Origin of the sequence: Savagea serpentis (assembly GCF_015351395.1) — a bacterium.
Classification (GTDB): domain Bacteria; phylum Bacillota; class Bacilli; order Bacillales_A; family Planococcaceae; genus Savagea; species Savagea serpentis.
The window spans coordinates 1-16,026 of sequence record NZ_JADKPV010000011.1; the positions used below are offsets into that span (position 1 = coordinate 1).

Consider the following 16,026-nt stretch of genomic DNA (forward strand, 5'->3'; position numbering starts at 1 on the left):
CTTTAAAAATTTTAACTTAAATTTCCCTTCATTATATAGCTTTTTTATATTTCGATTTTCTTCACTATTTTCAAAACATGCAAATCGATTTAAACCCGTATCGCTATTACTTGCACTCCTTTCTCTCTCCTTAAATTTTTGTTATTTTTTATAATCTTACATACTTCCTCTATATTTTCATTGAACTATGAGTTCTATTTCAACATATCAATATAAAATCAAATAAAAAAATCAGAAAGCGAGTAACTCACTTTCTGATTTAGAAAACTTATTCTATTAATCTTTCGAACGCATTTGTGGGAAGAGTAAAATATCACGAATCGATTGTGCATCTGTTAATAACATAACAAGACGATCTATTCCGATACCTAATCCTCCTGTTGGTGGTAAACCGTATTCTAATGCTTCGATATAATCTTCATCCATATCATGCGCTTCATCATTCCCCATCTCTTTTTCAGCGAGTTGTGCTTCGAAGCGTTGACGTTGATCAATCGGGTCATTCAATTCTGTAAATGCGTTCGCGTGTTCGCGACGCACGATAAATAATTCAAAACGATCTGTGAAGCGTGGATCTTCAGCATTTTTCTTAGCAAGTGGTGAAATTTCAACAGGATGTCCATAAATAAATGTCGGTTGAACGAGTTGTTCTTCTACTTTTTGTTCGAAGAATTCGTTTAAGACGTGACCGACATCCATCATTTTTTCTACTTCGACATTATGTTCTTTCGCCAATGCATGCGCTTCTTCTTTCGTCATTTCTGGCCAGAAGTCTACCCCTGTATATTCTTTAACTGCATCTACCATGTGGAGTCGTTTCCAACGTGGCGCGAGTTCGATTGTGTCTTCCCCATATTGGATCGTCGTTGTACCAAGTACTTCTTGAGCGATATGTGCCACCATATTTTCGGTAAGCTCCATAATATCGTTATAATCTGCATAAGCTTGATACAATTCAATCATTGTAAATTCCGGATTATGACGTGTTGAAATCCCTTCGTTTCGGAAGACGCGACCAATTTCATAAACTTTTTCAAATCCACCGACTACGAGTCGCTTCAAGTGCAATTCTAGTGCGATTCGAATATAGAGATCTAAATCGAGCGCATTATGATGTGTAATGAATGGTTTAGCATTCGCACCCCCTGCTACTGAATGGAGCATCGGTGTTTCAACTTCTAAAAATCCTTGTGCATCTAAGTATCGACGCATCTCTTGAATAATGCGACTGCGGAGCACAAATCTCTCTTTGCTACCTTCTGTAGAAATTAAATCTAAATAACGTTGACGGTAACGTTGTTCTACGTCTTTTAATCCATGGAATTTCTCTGGTAATGGACGCAATGCTTTCGTTAAAAATGTAAATTCGTTGGCACGTACAGATAATTCTCCGACATTCGTTTTGAAAATGCGACCTTTAATACCGATAATATCACCGATATCTACTGTTTTATATAAATCATATGCTTCTTCGCCAATTTCATCACGACGCACGTAAATTTGAATTTGACCGTTCATATCTTGTAAATGAGCAAATCCAGCTTTCCCTTTACCGCGCTTCGTCATAATGCGACCTGCAATCGTTACTTCTGTTTCCATCTCTTCTAATTCTTCTTTTGAATATTGGTCATACGCTTCATGAATATCACTTGATAAATGCGTTCTTTCAAAACGACTACCAAATGGATCGAGACCACCTTCGCGAATCGCTTCCATTTTTTCACGACGCACGATAAGCTGATCGTTCAATTCGTCTAAATGAGACATTTCGTTCACTCCTTGATTCATTATCCGTTAATTGGATTTACTATCTTGTATTGTACACGATTTAATCAATCGTTTCATTGTTAAATTGTAGTTTGTTGTCGTTCAGCAAGTTCTTGTTGAAATCCTTGTAAAAGATTTGTCAATTGTTCCTTCGTTTCCGTTTCATTCACAGCGCTTCTAATCGGACCGCTTCCTTTGATTCCTTTCAAATACCACGCTGTATGTTTGCGCATTTCACGCACCGCTACCCGCTCACCTTTTAAAGCCATTAAACGATTAAAGTGGAGTAAGCATACGTCGATTTTTTCAATCGGACTTGGTTCCTCCACAAACTCTCCCGTTTCTAAATAGCGTACCGTTTGGTAAATCATCCATGGATTCCCTAATGCAGCACGACCAATCATAACCGCATCTACCCCTGTTTCCTCCAACATGCGCTTAGCATCCATCGGTGTTGCGACGTCTCCGTTTCCGATAAAGGGAATCGTAATTTTTTCACTCACTTGTCGCAGCACATCCCAATTCGCTTTACCTTCATACATTTGGACACGCGTACGACCGTGCATCGCAATAGCACTCGCTCCTGCTTTTTCAGCCGCTAATGCATTTTCCACCGCGAAAATATGCTCTTCATCCCAGCCGATTCGCATTTTTACACTGACCGGTTTTTCAACTGCTTCAGTTACTGCCGATACCATTTCATAAATTTTGTCAGGATTTAACAGCCATTTTGCTCCCGCTTCACATTTAATAATTTTATTGACAGGACATCCCATATTAATATCGATCATATCCGCGTTCGTCTGTTGGTCGACGTATTGCGCCGCTTCTACTAACGTTTCTTTTTCTCCTCCGAAAATCTGCAAAGCTAGAGGGTATTCTCGCTCATCAATATGAAGTAAGTTCATCGTGTTGCGATTGCGTTGAATAATTCCTTTATCGCTAATCATTTCCGCATACACAAGACCTGCCCCAAATTCTTTCACTGTAAGGCGGAACGCAGAATTACTAATGCCCGCCATAGGTGCTACGACGACGCGATTGTCCAGTTCGATATTTCCAATTTTAAAAGGTTTCGTTGTCATGATGACTCCTCTCCTTCATAAATCCAAACTTCTCCTGTCGCTTCTTCTGCATATTGTTTCAAAGGACGTTGAGTTGCAGAATGTACGAGCCCAGGCGATAATTCCAATAAAGGGACGAGAACGAATAGTCGCTCATGCATGCGTTCATGAGGAATGATTAACGACTCTGTCCGAATAACTTCTTCATTGAACAATAAAATATCGACATCGACTGTACGCGGTCCCCAACGGATGACACGTTCTCTCCCTAATAACTCTTCAACGAGTTGACATACTTGTAGTAAAGCGTCTGCCTCTAAATTCGTTTCAATTTCTACGACAATGTTGAGGAAGTTCGCTTGATCGACGAGCCCAACTGGTTCCGTTTCATACACAGAAGATTGACGTTTCACTTGAATCGCTGGATGATGTTGGAGTTGTTCAATCGCTCGCGTTAAGTAGTCCATGCGATTTCCGATATTTGAGCCAATCGATAAATACACTCGATTCATCGATAATCGCCCCGTACAATTTCAACCGCTACATGATTGTAATGTCCGGGAATGGGTGGATCCGGCTTGATAACTTTCACTCGAACACCCTCTGTCAATGGTGAAAACTTTGTCAAAATACTCGTTGCGATACGTTCTGCTACCGCTTCAATCAACTTAACAGGCTCTCCTTCTACAACTTCCTTCGTCGCTTCATACACTTCTGCATAATTGATTGTCTTTGCTAAGTCATCCGTTTCTCCCGCTTCCTGTAAAGAAACCGCTAATGAAACATCGACATTAAAACGTTGACCGAGACGATTTTCTTCCTCTAACGCACCGTGATAACTATAAAACTGCATGTTTTCAATATGAATATAATCCATGTTCATCCTCATTTCATTAATGCATTTAACATTTTAACCGTTCGCACCGTTTCTTTCACATCATGTACGCGCACGATATGAGCTCCGTTTAATATGCCGTAACTGACCGTCGCAAGCGACCCTTCTAACCGTTCTTCTACCGGTAAATCGAGTACATATCCAATCAAGGATTTACGGCTCGTGCCGAGTAAAATGGGATACCCCCACTCATTTAACTGTTTTAAGTGTTGCATCGCAATTATATTTTCCGGTTGTGACTTCGAAAAGACGCCGATACCTGGATCTAACCAAATGTTTTCTTCGCGTACGCCAGCTTCTTTTGCGATTTTAATGCTACGCTTTAAGTCCGCTTCATACCCCGCAATAAATCCTTCTGGGTAATCCGCTTCCTTTCGATTATGCATTAAAATAATCGGAACATCGAAACGTGCCGCAACTTTTGCAATTGCTGGTTCTTTCTGTGCTCCCCATACATCATTAATAATTGAAGCCCCCGCGCGCACCGCTTCTTCCGCTACTTTTGCTTTATACGTATCGATGGAAATGACGCAATCCAATTCTTTCGTCAATGCTTCGATAATCGGCACGACTCGACGGATTTCCTCTTCTTCTGACACAGGCGCATGCCCTGGGCGTGTCGACTCTCCACCGACGTCAATAATTCGAGCCCCGAATGCTAACATTTCTCGTGCGTGTTCGACAGCTTTTGTTACTTCGTTATATTTTCCACCATCCGAAAACGAGTCTGGCGTCACATTTAAAATTCCCATGACGACAGGTTCTTTTTGAAAATCAAATGTTTCTCCTTTAATGACGTACGGTTTCACTTTTCATTCTCTCCTTTATACACAACTTGTTGATAAAGCGCATGCAGATGTTGATAAATCGGCCCTTTATTTCCTAGCAATCGTTTATTTTCATAACTTTTAATCGGAACGAGCTCTTGTACTGCGTTCGTTATCCACATTTCTTCTATACTATGCAAGTCTTCTTCTTTAAACTCACCGATACACACTTCATAATGAGGTGATGCGATTTTTAAAACGGTTGAACGTGCCGTACCTTCTAATAATCCAGTTGCGACAGATGGGGTATAAATGACATGATCCTTCGACCAAAATACGTTCGATGTCACCCCTTCTACGACATATCCTTCTCGGTTAATCAAAATCCCTTCTTCTGTCGCCAAACTATTTAATTGTTGACGTGCTTTAACATTGTTTAAAAAATTAAATGATTTATGGCGATATGTCGTTTCTTCACTATTGCGTGGCACTTCAATGCGATAGGCTAGTTTTTCTGTTCCACGTGAAACATGTAGCTCTTTTCTTAGCAATAATACATGCACGTGATCATATTGAGGAACCGCCAGTCCTAAACCTTCTTCCCCTGCGTATACGTTTAATCGAAAATAACCATCTTTATTTTCGTCAAGTTCATTTAATTGTCGGCATGCAATACGCAATTGTTCAGGCGTTAAAGAACATGCCATATTTAAATCGGTTAACGCTCGAGTTAAACGCTCAAAATGAGCATCGAGTTGAAAAACCTCTCCATTATACGTGCGAAACGTTTCAAAAAAGCCGACACCATACAAAAAACCGTGACTCATCGGCGAAATCGACACATCGCTCTCTTTCATAATCATTCCGTCATAATAACAATACAATTCTCTCACTCCGTTAATCGCAATGCTTCAAATAGCGCTTCTGCTTTCATTAACGACTCTGCGTATTCTTCTTTCGCTACAGAGTCACTCGTAATCCCTGCACCCGCTTGTACATAATATGTCCCCGCTTCTACAAGCGCTGTACGAATGACGATATTCCATTCCAAATCACCATCAAAACCAATCCAACCGATTGACCCCGTATATAAATTTCGCTTCGTCGGTTCCAATCGTTCAATTGCTCGCATTGTCGGCAATTTTGGGTCACCCGTTATCGACCCTCCTGGAAACACCGCTTCTACAAGTTCTTGTAATGTAACATCATCTTTCAATCGTCCGCGTACATTCGATACGAGATGCATGACGTGGGAATATTTTTCAATCTCTTCCGACTCATTCACTTCTACTGTATTCGGCACGCATACTTTTTTAAAATCTTTCACTTCTAATTGTACGAGCATATCATGTTCTTCTAAATCTTTACGTGCATTTTTTAAATCTTGAATATACGCGGCATCTTCTTCAGGTGTCATCCCACGAGGTCTCGTTCCTCCAATAGGGCGCGTTTCAATTTGAGTCCCTCTCTTTTTCAACAACAATTCAGGCGATCCACTCACCACTTGGAATTGTTCATGTTGAATAAACGCCATATAAGGAGAGGGATTAATTTGGCGTAACACTAAATACATATGTAATGCTGGAATGTCGCTTTTCGCCTTTTGAAGAACAGTTAAGTTCACTTGTTCCACACGATTGTTTTCAATTAACTGCTGAATATGTGCTACTCCTTCACAAAATATATCCTCTGACATCCCCGCTACAATTTCAAGTGATTGCTTGTTACTGCGCATTTTTTGCTCATATTCACGAGCGTCTAACCAAAGCTCCTTCCATCGCTTTAAATGTTCATCATCTTTGAACGTCAACCACGTGACCTCATTCGTCGTATGATTGAATATCGCATAGTCTTCAAATAAGTAAAAAACGACATCTGGAATATGAACTTCTGTCGATGCTACTTCTCCGATATCCATATAACGTCGTGCATAATCGTAACCGACAAACCCTAAAAAACCACCTTTGAAAGGTAAATCGACATCGGCACTTTCGATGTGCATCGCTTGTCGTTCTTGCTCTATATATTGTAAAGGATCTAAATCGCTAAAAAATTCCCGTTCTCCTTCAATGATTCGAACACCTTTCCCTGTTGACTCATAGCGCTTAAGTGGATGCATCCCTACAATGGAATAGTTTCCACCCCTCCCGCTCTCTAGCAACATATGATGTTGTTTTTCTTTTCCTAATGAAGCATATTTTCCGATAAATTGTTCATGCGTCATATGCCCTCGCTCTTTATAAATCACTCGTTTCATCGATTTAATCCTCCAGCTTCTTTCAGTTTCAAATGGTTTCATTCGATTCTATTTTACCTCTTATAGAAGGTATTCTGCTACACATTGCTCTTATGGCAAAACAAAAAGCGTAGCGAGCGGATCTCTCCTGCTTCACTACGCCTCATTACAAACATTATGAATCAATCATCAAAATGATACAATGGTGTGCTTAAGTAACGTTCTCCGTTAGATGGCAAGAGCGTTACGACTGTTTTTCCTTTTCCGAGTCGTTTCGCTAATTGTAATGCACCGTAAATCGCTGCCCCTGAAGAAACACCACCTAAAATTCCTTCTTCTTTTGCTGCGCGACGAGCGTATTCATATGCATCGTCACCTTTTACTCGCATAATTTCATCATACACTTCTTCATCTAACACTTTCGGAACAAATCCAGCGCCGATTCCTTGAATTTTATGTCCCCCTGGTGCATCTCCTGACAATACAGCAGACTCATCAGGCTCGATCGCTACGATTTGAACATTTGGGAAGTGTTCTTTTAACACTTGTCCGACACCTGTAATTGTTCCACCTGTCCCGATTCCTGCGATAAACGCATCGACTTGATCGAGCGCTTCAACGATTTCAGGTCCTGTCGTTAAACGGTGCACTTCTGGGTTCGCTTCGTTATTGAACTGCTGTGGCATGAACCAGCCATTTTCTTTCGACAATTGTTCTGCCTTCGCAATCGCACCTTTCATCCCTTCTGCTCCTGGTGTTAAAACAAGGTCAGCTCCGTAAGCGCGAAGTAAATTACGACGTTCTAAACTCATTGTATCCGGCATAACGAGAACTGCGCCATATCCTTTCGCTGCAGCAATCATTGCAAGTCCAATTCCTGTATTTCCACTCGTCGGCTCAATAATTGTGCTACCTTCTTTTAATTCCCCTGATTTTTCAGCCGCTTCAATCATCGCAAGTGCAATACGATCTTTCACACTTGATCCTGGATTGAAGTATTCTAATTTTACATAAACGTCCGCGTCATTTTCACCTGTTAAACGGTTTAATTTCACTAATGGTGTTTTTCCTACTAAGTCTGCTACTGAATTCCCTACAATGGCCATGGTCATTCTCCTTTTTAATCCCTACTGTTTTAATATGATTAATATTAGTATACAACTTCACCTTATAAAGTCAACCAATATACTAGGTTTTAAAATAAAAAATGAGAAGCACTTCCGTACTCCTCATTTTCGTTCTTATTTCTTTTCTTGATAAATCCAATCTACTTTAAATTCTTTCCAAAATACTTCTGGACGAACCGTTAAAGGTAATTGCTCCATCGCTAATACTCGCTTAATTTGTTCTTTCACTGAATCAAAATCAAAATTCTTTTCTTCAATAATATCACGAATACGAATCACTGCGTAAGTGCCGTCTTCCAAACGAACAGGGTTACTTAATTCATCTTTTTCTAAACTTTTTGCCGTTTTTAAAATTTGTTCATCTACCAGTTCAGTCGATGTATTAATGTATCCTAAATCACCGCCCAAATTAGAAGACTGAATATCTATGGATCGCTCTTTCGCTAGTAATTCAAAATTCGATCCTTCTTTCACTTCTTCAATCGTCTGTTTCGCTTCTTCCTCCGTTTCTGTCACAATGACATATGTACGGTAAGATGTCGGAACGTTATAGAGAGATTGGTGTTCATCGTAATATTCTTGAATCTCTTTTTCTTCAATAACGATATCATGCGTTAATACTTTCTCCAAAATAAGATTTGCTCGAATTTGTTCACGTAAAGACTCTTCGTGATTACCAATCGTTAATTGACGATCCGAAGCAGTTAATAAAGCGAGTTCTAAGTCAACTTCTTCTTCCGTGACATTCAATTTATAAGACTTGGCTGCCGCTTCCATTACTTTTTCATTGATGAGGCGTTGCAATGTTTCGCGACCAATTTCACGTTCCATCGCATTCATCCACGTATTACGATCTATTTTTTCAGAACCAACTGTTGCAACCGTTTCATTCATTGTCCCCTTTTCACTCGGAATGAGTAGAAGTATAAGAAAAATAAAGTTCAGCATAACCGAACCCGCTAATAAGACGAGTAACGGTTTACGTTTCAAAGTCCGTCTTTTTTTAGGTGGTTGTGGGCGTGTCTTTTCTGGTGGAGTTTGTCTTTGTTTCGGTGAAGCTTGGCGATTACGCACGCGCTTCATTCAATAATTGCTCCAGCTCTTCTTTAGAATAATGATATTTTTCAAGACAGAAATGACATTCTGCTTCCGCTTCACCATTTTCATCAATCATCGATTGAATCTCCTCACGTCCTAAGCCGACAATTGCATTTGCAAATCGTTCACGTGAACAATTACATGCAAATTGAATTGGCATTTCATCCACAATGTCCACACGCTCTTCCCCTAAAATCGCATACAACATTTCTTCTGGTGTTAATCCATTATCAATCATCGTCGATACTGGTGTCATTTTTTGTAATGCTTCTTCTAATGCATCGATCGTTTCATCAGTTGCTCCTGGCATCACTTGTAAAATAAAACCGCCTGACGCTTGCACCGTATTATCAGGGTTCACGAGAACACCTAATCCTACAGCGGATGGTACTTGTTCCGACACAGCGAAATATTGCGTAAAGTCTTCTGCAATTTCGCCTGAAACGATTGGAATTTGCCCTGTAAAGAAATCTCGAAGACCGATATCTTTAACAACAGATAACATTCCTTCTGTACCTACAACTCCTCTCACGTCCAGCTTTCCTTGCTCATTTAATTCGACATGAGTTTGTGGATATAGTGCATATCCTCGAATATCGCCTTTTGCATTCGCATCTGCAATAATAGCACCAAGTGGACCATTTCCTTCGATTTTAATCGTTAATTTCTCTTCGCCTTTTAACATTGCGCCCATCATCACTGTCGCTGTCATCGTACGACCAATTGCAGCAGTGGCTGTTGGCCAACTGTTGTGACGTCTTTGCATTTCCCCTACTACCTCTGTTGAGCGCACTGCGTAAGCGCGAATTGTTCCTTCAAATGCTAATGCTTTTACTAAATAATCGTTTCCCACGATTGTCACCTCATTCATTTCGTTCATATATTAAATGTAAACCTTTTAATGTTAAAAAATTATCGACCACATCAATCGCATCCGTTTCTTTTGCAATTAATTGTGCCATGCCCCCTGTCGCGATAACAGTCGGCATCTCCTTACTTTGCTCTTTCATTCGTTGCACAATACCCTCAACTTGTCCGACATAACCATAAATAATTCCAGACTGCATCGCTTCGACTGTGTTACGCCCAACGACTTGTTCAGGTTGAATAAGTTCGACGCGTGGTAATTTAGAAGCGCGGTCAAAAAGTGCCTCCATCGAAATGCCAACTCCTGGTGCGATGGCTCCGCCCATATATTCACCTTTCTCATTCACATAGCAATACGTCGTCGCTGTTCCAAAATCTACGATGACGAGCGGACTCCCGTATTCATGAATCGCTGCAACGGCATTCACGATACGGTCTGCTCCGACTTCTTTTGGATTGTCGTACTTAATGTTTAAACCTGTTTTAATGCCTGGCCCTACAACAAGTGGTCGCTGGTTAAAATATTTACGACACATTTGTTCTAGCGGAAACATCACTGGCGGTACCACCGATGAAATAATGATGCCATGAATTTGATTAAACTTTAATCCAACATGATTAAACAATGCTTTCACTGACATGGCATATTCATCTTCTGTACGATGACGATACGTCTCCATACGCCAATGATATTTCAACTCGCCTTGGTCATAAACCCCTAATACGATATTCGTATTCCCCGTATCTAATACTAAGATCATTTTCTCTAGCCCCACATTCTCAATGTTTTCCACGTTATCATAACATATTACATAGAGAAAAAAACAACTGTACTCTTAAATCAATATACAAACTTTCAAATAAAGAAAGACGGACAGTTGAATTTAATCATTCAACTCCCCGCCTGTTCTATTTATTGTTTATCGTTCTGTTCTTCTTTCGTTTTAGAAGTTGTACCAAGGTCACCCATAATTTCGATTTCTGCTTCTCCTGTATCTTCCAAAGCCTCTTTCTGCTCTTCTTTTGATTCAGGCTCTGCTTGAGTGTCTTCTGAACTGTCCTCTACAACAGCTTGCAATTCTTCCGGACGATTATTTTGATCATATAAACGAACAGGTAATGTACCATGTTCTTTTAAGTGATTAATTTGTTCTGCATCGAGCGTTTCTTCTTCAAGTAATGTATCAGCAATTAATTGGAGAAGCTCTTTGTTCTCGCGCAAAATATCGAGTGTACGCTCGTATTGATCTTGAAGCATCGTTTGAACTTCTTGATCGATGAGTCGTGCTGTTTCATCCGAATACGTCGGTGTACTTCCGATATCTCGACCGAAGAACATTTGACTGCGCTCTGCACTTAAATGAACAGGACCGAGCTTATCGCTCATACCAAATTCTGTAATCATACGACGTGCGATATCTGTCGCTTGTTGGAAGTCATTGACAGCACCTGTTGATACGTCACCTAAAATAATTTCTTCCGCAGCGCGGCCACCTAATGTACCTGAAATACGGTCTAACAATTCTTGTGTTGTCGATAAGTTACTTTCATCGCGTGGAATGCTAATTGCATATCCGCCCGCTTGACCACGCGGTACAATCGTTACTTTATGAACGAAACTTGCATCGTCTAGCATTAAGCCAATGACAACATGCCCTGCTTCGTGAATGGCGACGCGACGACGGGTTTTTTCGGAAATAACAGAGTTAGACTTCGCTGGCCCTGCAATAACACGGTCTGTTCCTTCATCGATGTCGGACATATCAATTTTCGTCTTATTGCGACGAGCTGCGACTAATGCTGCTTCATTCAATAAGTTCTCAAGTTGAGCACCCGAAAAGCCAGGGGTTTGTTTCGCGACCACGTTTAATTTCACTGATTCATCCAATGGCTTGTTACGCGCATGGACTTGTAAAATTGCTTCACGGCCTTTCACATCTGGATTATGCACTAAAATCTGACGGTCAAAACGACCTGGACGTAACAATGCAGGGTCTAAAATGTCTGCACGGTTTGTCGCTGCGATAATAATGATTCCTTCATTGCCGTCGAAGCCATCCATCTCAACGAGCAATTGGTTTAACGTCTGTTCACGTTCATCATGTCCACCGCCAAGTCCAGCTCCACGCTGACGACCTACCGCATCAATCTCATCGATAAATATGATACACGGTGAATTTTTCTTCGCATTTTCGAATAAGTCACGTACGCGGCTCGCTCCGACACCGACGAACATTTCCACGAAATCAGATCCTGAAATCGAGAAGAATGGTACGCCTGCTTCACCAGCTACTGCACGTGCGAGTAATGTTTTACCCGTTCCTGGTGGTCCTACGAGTAAAATCCCTTTCGGAATACGAGCACCTAATTGAATATATTTGCGCGAGTCTTTTAAGAAATCAACAACTTCAACGAGTTCTTGCTTCTCTTCGTCGGCTCCAGCTACGTCAGCAAAGCTTACTTTTTTGCCTTCGTCTGTATGCAACTTCGCTTTACTCTTACCGAAGTTCATCACACGGCCACCACCGCCGCCTCCTTGCGCTTGATTTAATAAAAAGAAGAATAGGATGATGATGATGATAAACGGTACAACCCCGACAATAAATGTAGCGAACATACTTTTCTCAGGCGCTTTTTCGAATTTAAATTCGTGACCCGTCTTTGCAAGTTCTCCAATTGTATCTAATACTGGTCGATCGTCCATCGGAATATTCGTAATGAACGTCTCGCCATCTTTGGCATCTTTCATCTTCCCTTTTACTTCATAAACAAGTTGCATCGGTTGCAACTCTGCTGCTTCGATATTGCCCGCTTCTAACGCATTGACAAATTCATCGTAACGAATCGGCTGCATCTTCGGGTTCGGATTGTTGAATAGATTAAAGACTCCTAGAAGTCCAAGGAACAACAATCCATACAATATAATATATCGCATCGTTCGATTCATCCTAAAATCCTCCTCATTTCATTCACAAAAAACTATTGTAAATCTTAACATATATTAACACTTACCTACAATGAAAACGCCTTTTCATTATAGGTATTCATTCTAAATTAAAATGAATAAATTTCTTTTTTCAATACGCCGATATATGGTAAATTACGGTATTTTTCTGCATAATCTAAACCATACCCGACTACGAATGCATCCGGAACATCAAATCCGACATAGTCCGCTTTTAAATCCACTTTACGTCCTGTCGGCTTATCAAGCAATGTAACAATCTGAATAGAGCTCGCTTGACGGTACTTAAATAAGTCCACTAAATATTTCAACGTCTTACCACTATCGATAATATCTTCGATAATTAAGATATCACGGCCTTCTACATTCGTATTTAAATCTTTCACAATTTTAACTTCTCCTGATGAGACAGTTGCATTACCATAACTCGAGACATCCATGAAGTCGATTTCTAAATAAGCATCAATTTCTTTCATTAAATCACCCATGAAAGGAATCGCTCCTTTTAAAATACCAATCGCAAGTGGATACTTATCTTTATATTCTTCTGTAAGAGTTTCACCTAACTCTTTCACTTTCGCGCGGATTTCTTCCTCTGTAATTAAAACTTCTTGAATGTCTTTTTCTAACATGTTTTTCTCTCCTTTAATTTCGCTCGACGATGAGCATATAGGTTTGCTCATCGCTTTCATTTAAACGCACATCATAGCGACATCTCAAATAAGGCACAACTAACACTTCGTCTCGTTCGTTGACAATGATTGGCCAATCATCTCGTTTTTGTTTGGCTATTTTTTCATCGATAAATAGACGTGCTAGTTTTTTCGGTCGTTCCATTCCTTCCCAATGCAAACGATCACCTTCTCGACGAGTACGGATTCGTAAATTAGCATCTGAAAGTGAATAGTATTGTTTAGAATTTTCAAATGTTTGAATATCTTTTTGGAAACATAACTGAAACGTGTAACTTTCCCACTGAACGATCTCATTCAATGATAAGGAAAGCTCCGTACCTTGTTTCAAGCATTCTCTCTTCTCGAAATAAGCTCGATTGTAAGAACGGCGAACTTGATAGCCATTCGGCAAATGAACTACTTGTTCACCTGCTATGCGATTGAGTTCAGCTTGAATTCGGTTTAGCAAGCGTTTTGAATATGTAATCTCTTCGTTTTGATTCGAATAAAGATAATTCAATAGTATTAGAATGACACGCCTTTGTAAAGCGCTGGCCTCTTTTTGAAAGGCATTACAATCGATGATTTGTCGATCCTTTGAAATTTCAATTTGAATGTGTTCTAAACATGCTTTCGCCGCTTCATTCAAAGCTTGCTCATCTTGTTGATTCCCTTCTAAACTATAGGCCATTAATTTTGGATAATTCGGTTCAACTTTTGCTAGTTGTGGCAAGACATGTTGACGAATCGCATTGCGTACATAGTCATCTTTATCATTGGATGGATCGTGGCGATAAGAATAACGATGAGTTTGTAAATAGGCTAATAATTCTTGTTTCCTTATTGAAAGTAATGGACGCATTAAGCATTTTGTATGGAAAGGACGCTCATTTAAAATGCCGATTGGCTTTTGTCCTCGTAACATCTGCATCATCGCTGTTTCAATATGATCATCGAGATGATGCGCAGTCAATAAAATATCGTATTCTTCTTGCTCCATCACTTGTTGAAAAAATTGATAGCGTTCTATTCGACATCTTTGTTGAACATTGTCTCGGTGCTGCACAACTAATTTCGGTATATCGATTCGTTCACTATAAAAAGGAACATTATAATTCTCACTCAATCGGCGCACAAATTGTAAATCTTCAAAAGATTGTTGTCCTCGTAACATATGATCGACATGAATGATGCCATATTGATAGTGTAGCTGTCGTTGCATCGCATCGACGAGATGAACAAGTGCTACTGAATCGACTCCTCCCGAGCATGCTACTAATATTTTTTTATTTTGCACGGATGTTTGCATTGTCAATATATGATGTTGGATTTTATGAATAAGAGAATTCATAATCGAGTCGCCCTTTTCTTTTAATAATTTTTTCGAAAATCTATTTGACAAATTTTCATTTGTTGTGTATGATAATTCATGTTGTTCTAAATCAGAACATTTTGGCGGCGTAGCTCAGCTGGCTAGAGCGTCCGGTTCATACCCGTAAGGTCGTGGGTTCGACTCCCTCCGCCGCTATACAAAAGAAGAAGCGATGAAACGTGTAAACGTTCCATCGCTTTTTTATTGCTTTAATTTCGAAAGCCATTTTTTCTAAAGATTGAGTAAACTTCAAGTTACCCTCTTCGTGAACCGCGGCCACCTCGTTTAGATTCAGTAGCTCTCTTCAATGTAGAAAGTCGCTCTTCGCTATCTTTCATGAAGCGTGCCATTTTTTGCTCAAAGTTTTCTGCACGTTCGACAGGTTGACTTTGACGATTATTGTGACGTGGACGTTGTGGACGTTGCGGTCTTTCTGATTCTGGCTTCGCTTTACGAATCGATAAACCAATTTTCCCATCCGAACCAACATTCATTACTTTAACTTCGACTTCTTCGCCTACTTTGAGATGTTCGTTAATGTCTTTAACATAACTATCCGCTACCTCACTAATGTGAACCAACCCTGTTGAACCACCTGGTAATTCAACGAACGCACCGAAGTTTGTAATCCCTGTTACTTTACCTTGTAACTTGTTGCCTACTTCAATTGACATAAAAAAAATGCTCCTCCTTAAAGTTTAAACGATTCCGAATGACGAAATCTTTACATGCACTCGTATGAAAAGTATACAAGTCTCCTACTTAACATTATAACGAACAAAAAAAGAGTGTCAACTGACTACTCTTTTTGTTGTTTCTTTTCTTTTTCAGGTAAAGAAAAAATGACTTCCCCTTCTTTTCCTATCAAATATTGCTGTCGCGCTAATTTTTCGATATATTCATCATCATCTAAGCGTTCAAGCTCAGCTTTTAATTGCTCTTGTTCTTCCTGTACTTTTTCAAGTTCAACAGATAACTCTGCTTTATCTGCTAAATACCGTTCTTGTGCTTTCCCTTGTTGTAAATAGATCGAAAAAATCGTAATAAATGTTAAAGACGCAATACAAGCATAGAAAAAAAATCGCCTTCTTAATCTCTTTTTTTGTTGCAGGCGCCATTTTCTCTTTTCTTTATAAGCTTCTTCTTGCTCATCCGATTGGAAATAGACCGTTTGCTCATCTCGCATTGCGCCTC

General features: G+C 39.9%; 16 protein-coding genes and 1 tRNA gene. 1 reads left to right on the forward strand and 16 read right to left on the reverse strand.

All coding sequences use genetic code 11. From position 1 onward, the window contains the following. Positions 1–276 precede the first annotated feature (276 nt). The 14 genes from lysS to tilS all read right to left on the reverse strand — a co-directional run bounded on the left by lysS (position 277) and on the right by tilS (position 14,811). Entirely contained in the window at positions 277–1,767 is a 1,491-nt protein-coding gene (gene lysS / locus IRY55_RS12960; RefSeq protein ID WP_194563759.1) for a lysine--tRNA ligase, read from the reverse strand. An 80-nt stretch (positions 1,768–1,847) separates the two neighbouring features. Further along, complete coding sequence (dusB, locus tag IRY55_RS12965; RefSeq protein WP_194563760.1) at positions 1,848–2,852, reverse strand: tRNA dihydrouridine synthase DusB; 1,005 nt, start codon at positions 2,850–2,852, stop codon at positions 1,848–1,850. Continuing rightward, the gene (folK, locus tag IRY55_RS12970; protein ID WP_194563761.1) at positions 2,849–3,343 is read right to left on the reverse strand and encodes a 2-amino-4-hydroxy-6-hydroxymethyldihydropteridine diphosphokinase; all 495 of its coding nucleotides are present in this window, start codon (positions 3,341–3,343) and stop codon (positions 2,849–2,851) included. Before folK ends, dusB begins: the two co-directional genes overlap by 4 nt. Next, positions 3,340–3,708 (reverse strand): dihydroneopterin aldolase, encoded by a 369-nt coding sequence (folB, locus tag IRY55_RS12975; protein WP_194563762.1) that lies wholly within the window; start codon positions 3,706–3,708, stop codon positions 3,340–3,342. Before folB ends, folK begins: the two co-directional genes overlap by 4 nt. A gap of 8 nt (positions 3,709–3,716) precedes the next feature. After that, positions 3,717–4,535 carry a dihydropteroate synthase gene (gene folP, locus IRY55_RS12980; protein ID WP_194563763.1) on the reverse strand — a complete coding sequence of 273 codons (819 nt, stop codon included), beginning with the start codon at positions 4,533–4,535 and terminating at the stop codon, positions 3,717–3,719. Beyond that, a complete protein-coding gene (locus tag IRY55_RS12985; protein ID WP_235961148.1) occupies positions 4,532–5,377 on the reverse strand; it encodes an aminotransferase class IV in 846 nt (281 codons plus the stop codon). The genes folP and IRY55_RS12985 overlap by 4 nt, the downstream gene beginning before the upstream one ends. Before the next feature lie 5 nt (positions 5,378–5,382). Continuing rightward, positions 5,383–6,750, reverse strand: a complete 1,368-nt coding sequence (locus tag IRY55_RS12990) for an anthranilate synthase component I family protein (RefSeq protein ID WP_194563764.1) — start codon at positions 6,748–6,750, stop codon at positions 5,383–5,385. Positions 6,751–6,911: 161 nt separating this feature from the next. Continuing rightward, positions 6,912–7,835: a cysteine synthase A gene (gene cysK / locus IRY55_RS12995; protein ID WP_194563765.1), complete on the reverse strand. Its 924-nt coding sequence runs from the start codon at positions 7,833–7,835 to the stop codon at positions 6,912–6,914. 135 nt (positions 7,836–7,970) lie between these two features. After that, positions 7,971–8,939 (reverse strand): peptidyl-prolyl cis-trans isomerase, encoded by a 969-nt coding sequence (locus tag IRY55_RS13000; RefSeq protein ID WP_194563766.1) that lies wholly within the window; start codon positions 8,937–8,939, stop codon positions 7,971–7,973. Next, on the reverse strand, positions 8,923–9,825 hold the full coding sequence (gene hslO / locus IRY55_RS13005) for an Hsp33 family molecular chaperone HslO (RefSeq protein WP_194563799.1): 903 nt from the start codon (positions 9,823–9,825) through the stop codon (positions 8,923–8,925). Before hslO ends, IRY55_RS13000 begins: the two co-directional genes overlap by 17 nt. Continuing rightward, positions 9,818–10,582 carry a type III pantothenate kinase gene (locus IRY55_RS13010; RefSeq protein ID WP_194563767.1) on the reverse strand — a complete coding sequence of 255 codons (765 nt, stop codon included), beginning with the start codon at positions 10,580–10,582 and terminating at the stop codon, positions 9,818–9,820. Before IRY55_RS13010 ends, hslO begins: the two co-directional genes overlap by 8 nt. Before the next feature lie 152 nt (positions 10,583–10,734). Beyond that, the gene (gene ftsH, locus IRY55_RS13015) at positions 10,735–12,768 is read right to left on the reverse strand and encodes an ATP-dependent zinc metalloprotease FtsH (protein WP_194563768.1); all 2,034 of its coding nucleotides are present in this window, start codon (positions 12,766–12,768) and stop codon (positions 10,735–10,737) included. A gap of 107 nt (positions 12,769–12,875) precedes the next feature. Further along, positions 12,876–13,418 carry a hypoxanthine phosphoribosyltransferase gene (gene hpt / locus IRY55_RS13020; protein WP_194563769.1) on the reverse strand — a complete coding sequence of 181 codons (543 nt, stop codon included), beginning with the start codon at positions 13,416–13,418 and terminating at the stop codon, positions 12,876–12,878. A 13-nt stretch (positions 13,419–13,431) separates the two neighbouring features. Then, positions 13,432–14,811, reverse strand: a complete 1,380-nt coding sequence (gene tilS / locus IRY55_RS13025; RefSeq protein WP_194563770.1) for a tRNA lysidine(34) synthetase TilS — start codon at positions 14,809–14,811, stop codon at positions 13,432–13,434. A gap of 103 nt (positions 14,812–14,914) precedes the next feature. Here tilS and IRY55_RS13030 point away from each other — a divergent pair. Next, positions 14,915–14,988 (forward strand) — tRNA-Met (locus tag IRY55_RS13030). 98 nt (positions 14,989–15,086) lie between these two features. Here IRY55_RS13030 and IRY55_RS13035 read toward each other — a convergent pair. Together IRY55_RS13035 and IRY55_RS13040 are read right to left on the reverse strand one after the other, a co-directional pair. Continuing rightward, the gene (locus tag IRY55_RS13035; protein ID WP_194563771.1) at positions 15,087–15,506 is read right to left on the reverse strand and encodes a S1 domain-containing RNA-binding protein; all 420 of its coding nucleotides are present in this window, start codon (positions 15,504–15,506) and stop codon (positions 15,087–15,089) included. Positions 15,507–15,631: 125 nt separating this feature from the next. Further along, positions 15,632–16,018, reverse strand: a complete 387-nt coding sequence (locus IRY55_RS13040) for an FtsB family cell division protein (RefSeq protein ID WP_194563772.1) — start codon at positions 16,016–16,018, stop codon at positions 15,632–15,634. Between the last annotated feature and the right edge of the window lie 8 nt (positions 16,019–16,026).

Excerpts from the sequence above, each read along its gene's own strand:
- lysS (WP_194563759.1), bottom strand. The coding sequence starts at position 1,767 with ATGTCTCATTTAGACGAATTGAACGATCAGCTTATCGTGCGTCGTGAA.
- dusB (WP_194563760.1), bottom strand. The coding sequence starts at position 2,852 with ATGACAACGAAACCTTTTAAAATTGGAAATATCGAACTGGACAATCGC.
- folK (WP_194563761.1), bottom strand. The coding sequence starts at position 3,343 with ATGAATCGAGTGTATTTATCGATTGGCTCAAATATCGGAAATCGCATG.
- folB (WP_194563762.1), bottom strand. The coding sequence starts at position 3,708 with ATGGATTATATTCATATTGAAAACATGCAGTTTTATAGTTATCACGGT.
- IRY55_RS12990 (WP_194563764.1), bottom strand. The coding sequence starts at position 6,750 with ATGAAACGAGTGATTTATAAAGAGCGAGGGCATATGACGCATGAACAA.
- cysK (WP_194563765.1), bottom strand. The coding sequence starts at position 7,835 with ATGGCCATTGTAGGGAATTCAGTAGCAGACTTAGTAGGAAAAACACCA.
- IRY55_RS13000 (WP_194563766.1), bottom strand. The coding sequence starts at position 8,939 with ATGAAGCGCGTGCGTAATCGCCAAGCTTCACCGAAACAAAGACAAACT.
- hslO (WP_194563799.1), bottom strand. The coding sequence starts at position 9,825 with ATGAATGAGGTGACAATCGTGGGAAACGATTATTTAGTAAAAGCATTA.
- IRY55_RS13010 (WP_194563767.1), bottom strand. The coding sequence starts at position 10,582 with ATGATCTTAGTATTAGATACGGGGAATACGAATATCGTATTAGGGGTT.
- ftsH (WP_194563768.1), bottom strand. The coding sequence starts at position 12,768 with ATGAATCGAACGATGCGATATATTATATTGTATGGATTGTTGTTCCTT.
- hpt (WP_194563769.1), bottom strand. The coding sequence starts at position 13,418 with ATGTTAGAAAAAGACATTCAAGAAGTTTTAATTACAGAGGAAGAAATC.
- tilS (WP_194563770.1), bottom strand. The coding sequence starts at position 14,811 with ATGAATTCTCTTATTCATAAAATCCAACATCATATATTGACAATGCAA.
- IRY55_RS13035 (WP_194563771.1), bottom strand. The coding sequence starts at position 15,506 with ATGTCAATTGAAGTAGGCAACAAGTTACAAGGTAAAGTAACAGGGATT.
- IRY55_RS13040 (WP_194563772.1), bottom strand. The coding sequence starts at position 16,018 with ATGCGAGATGAGCAAACGGTCTATTTCCAATCGGATGAGCAAGAAGAA.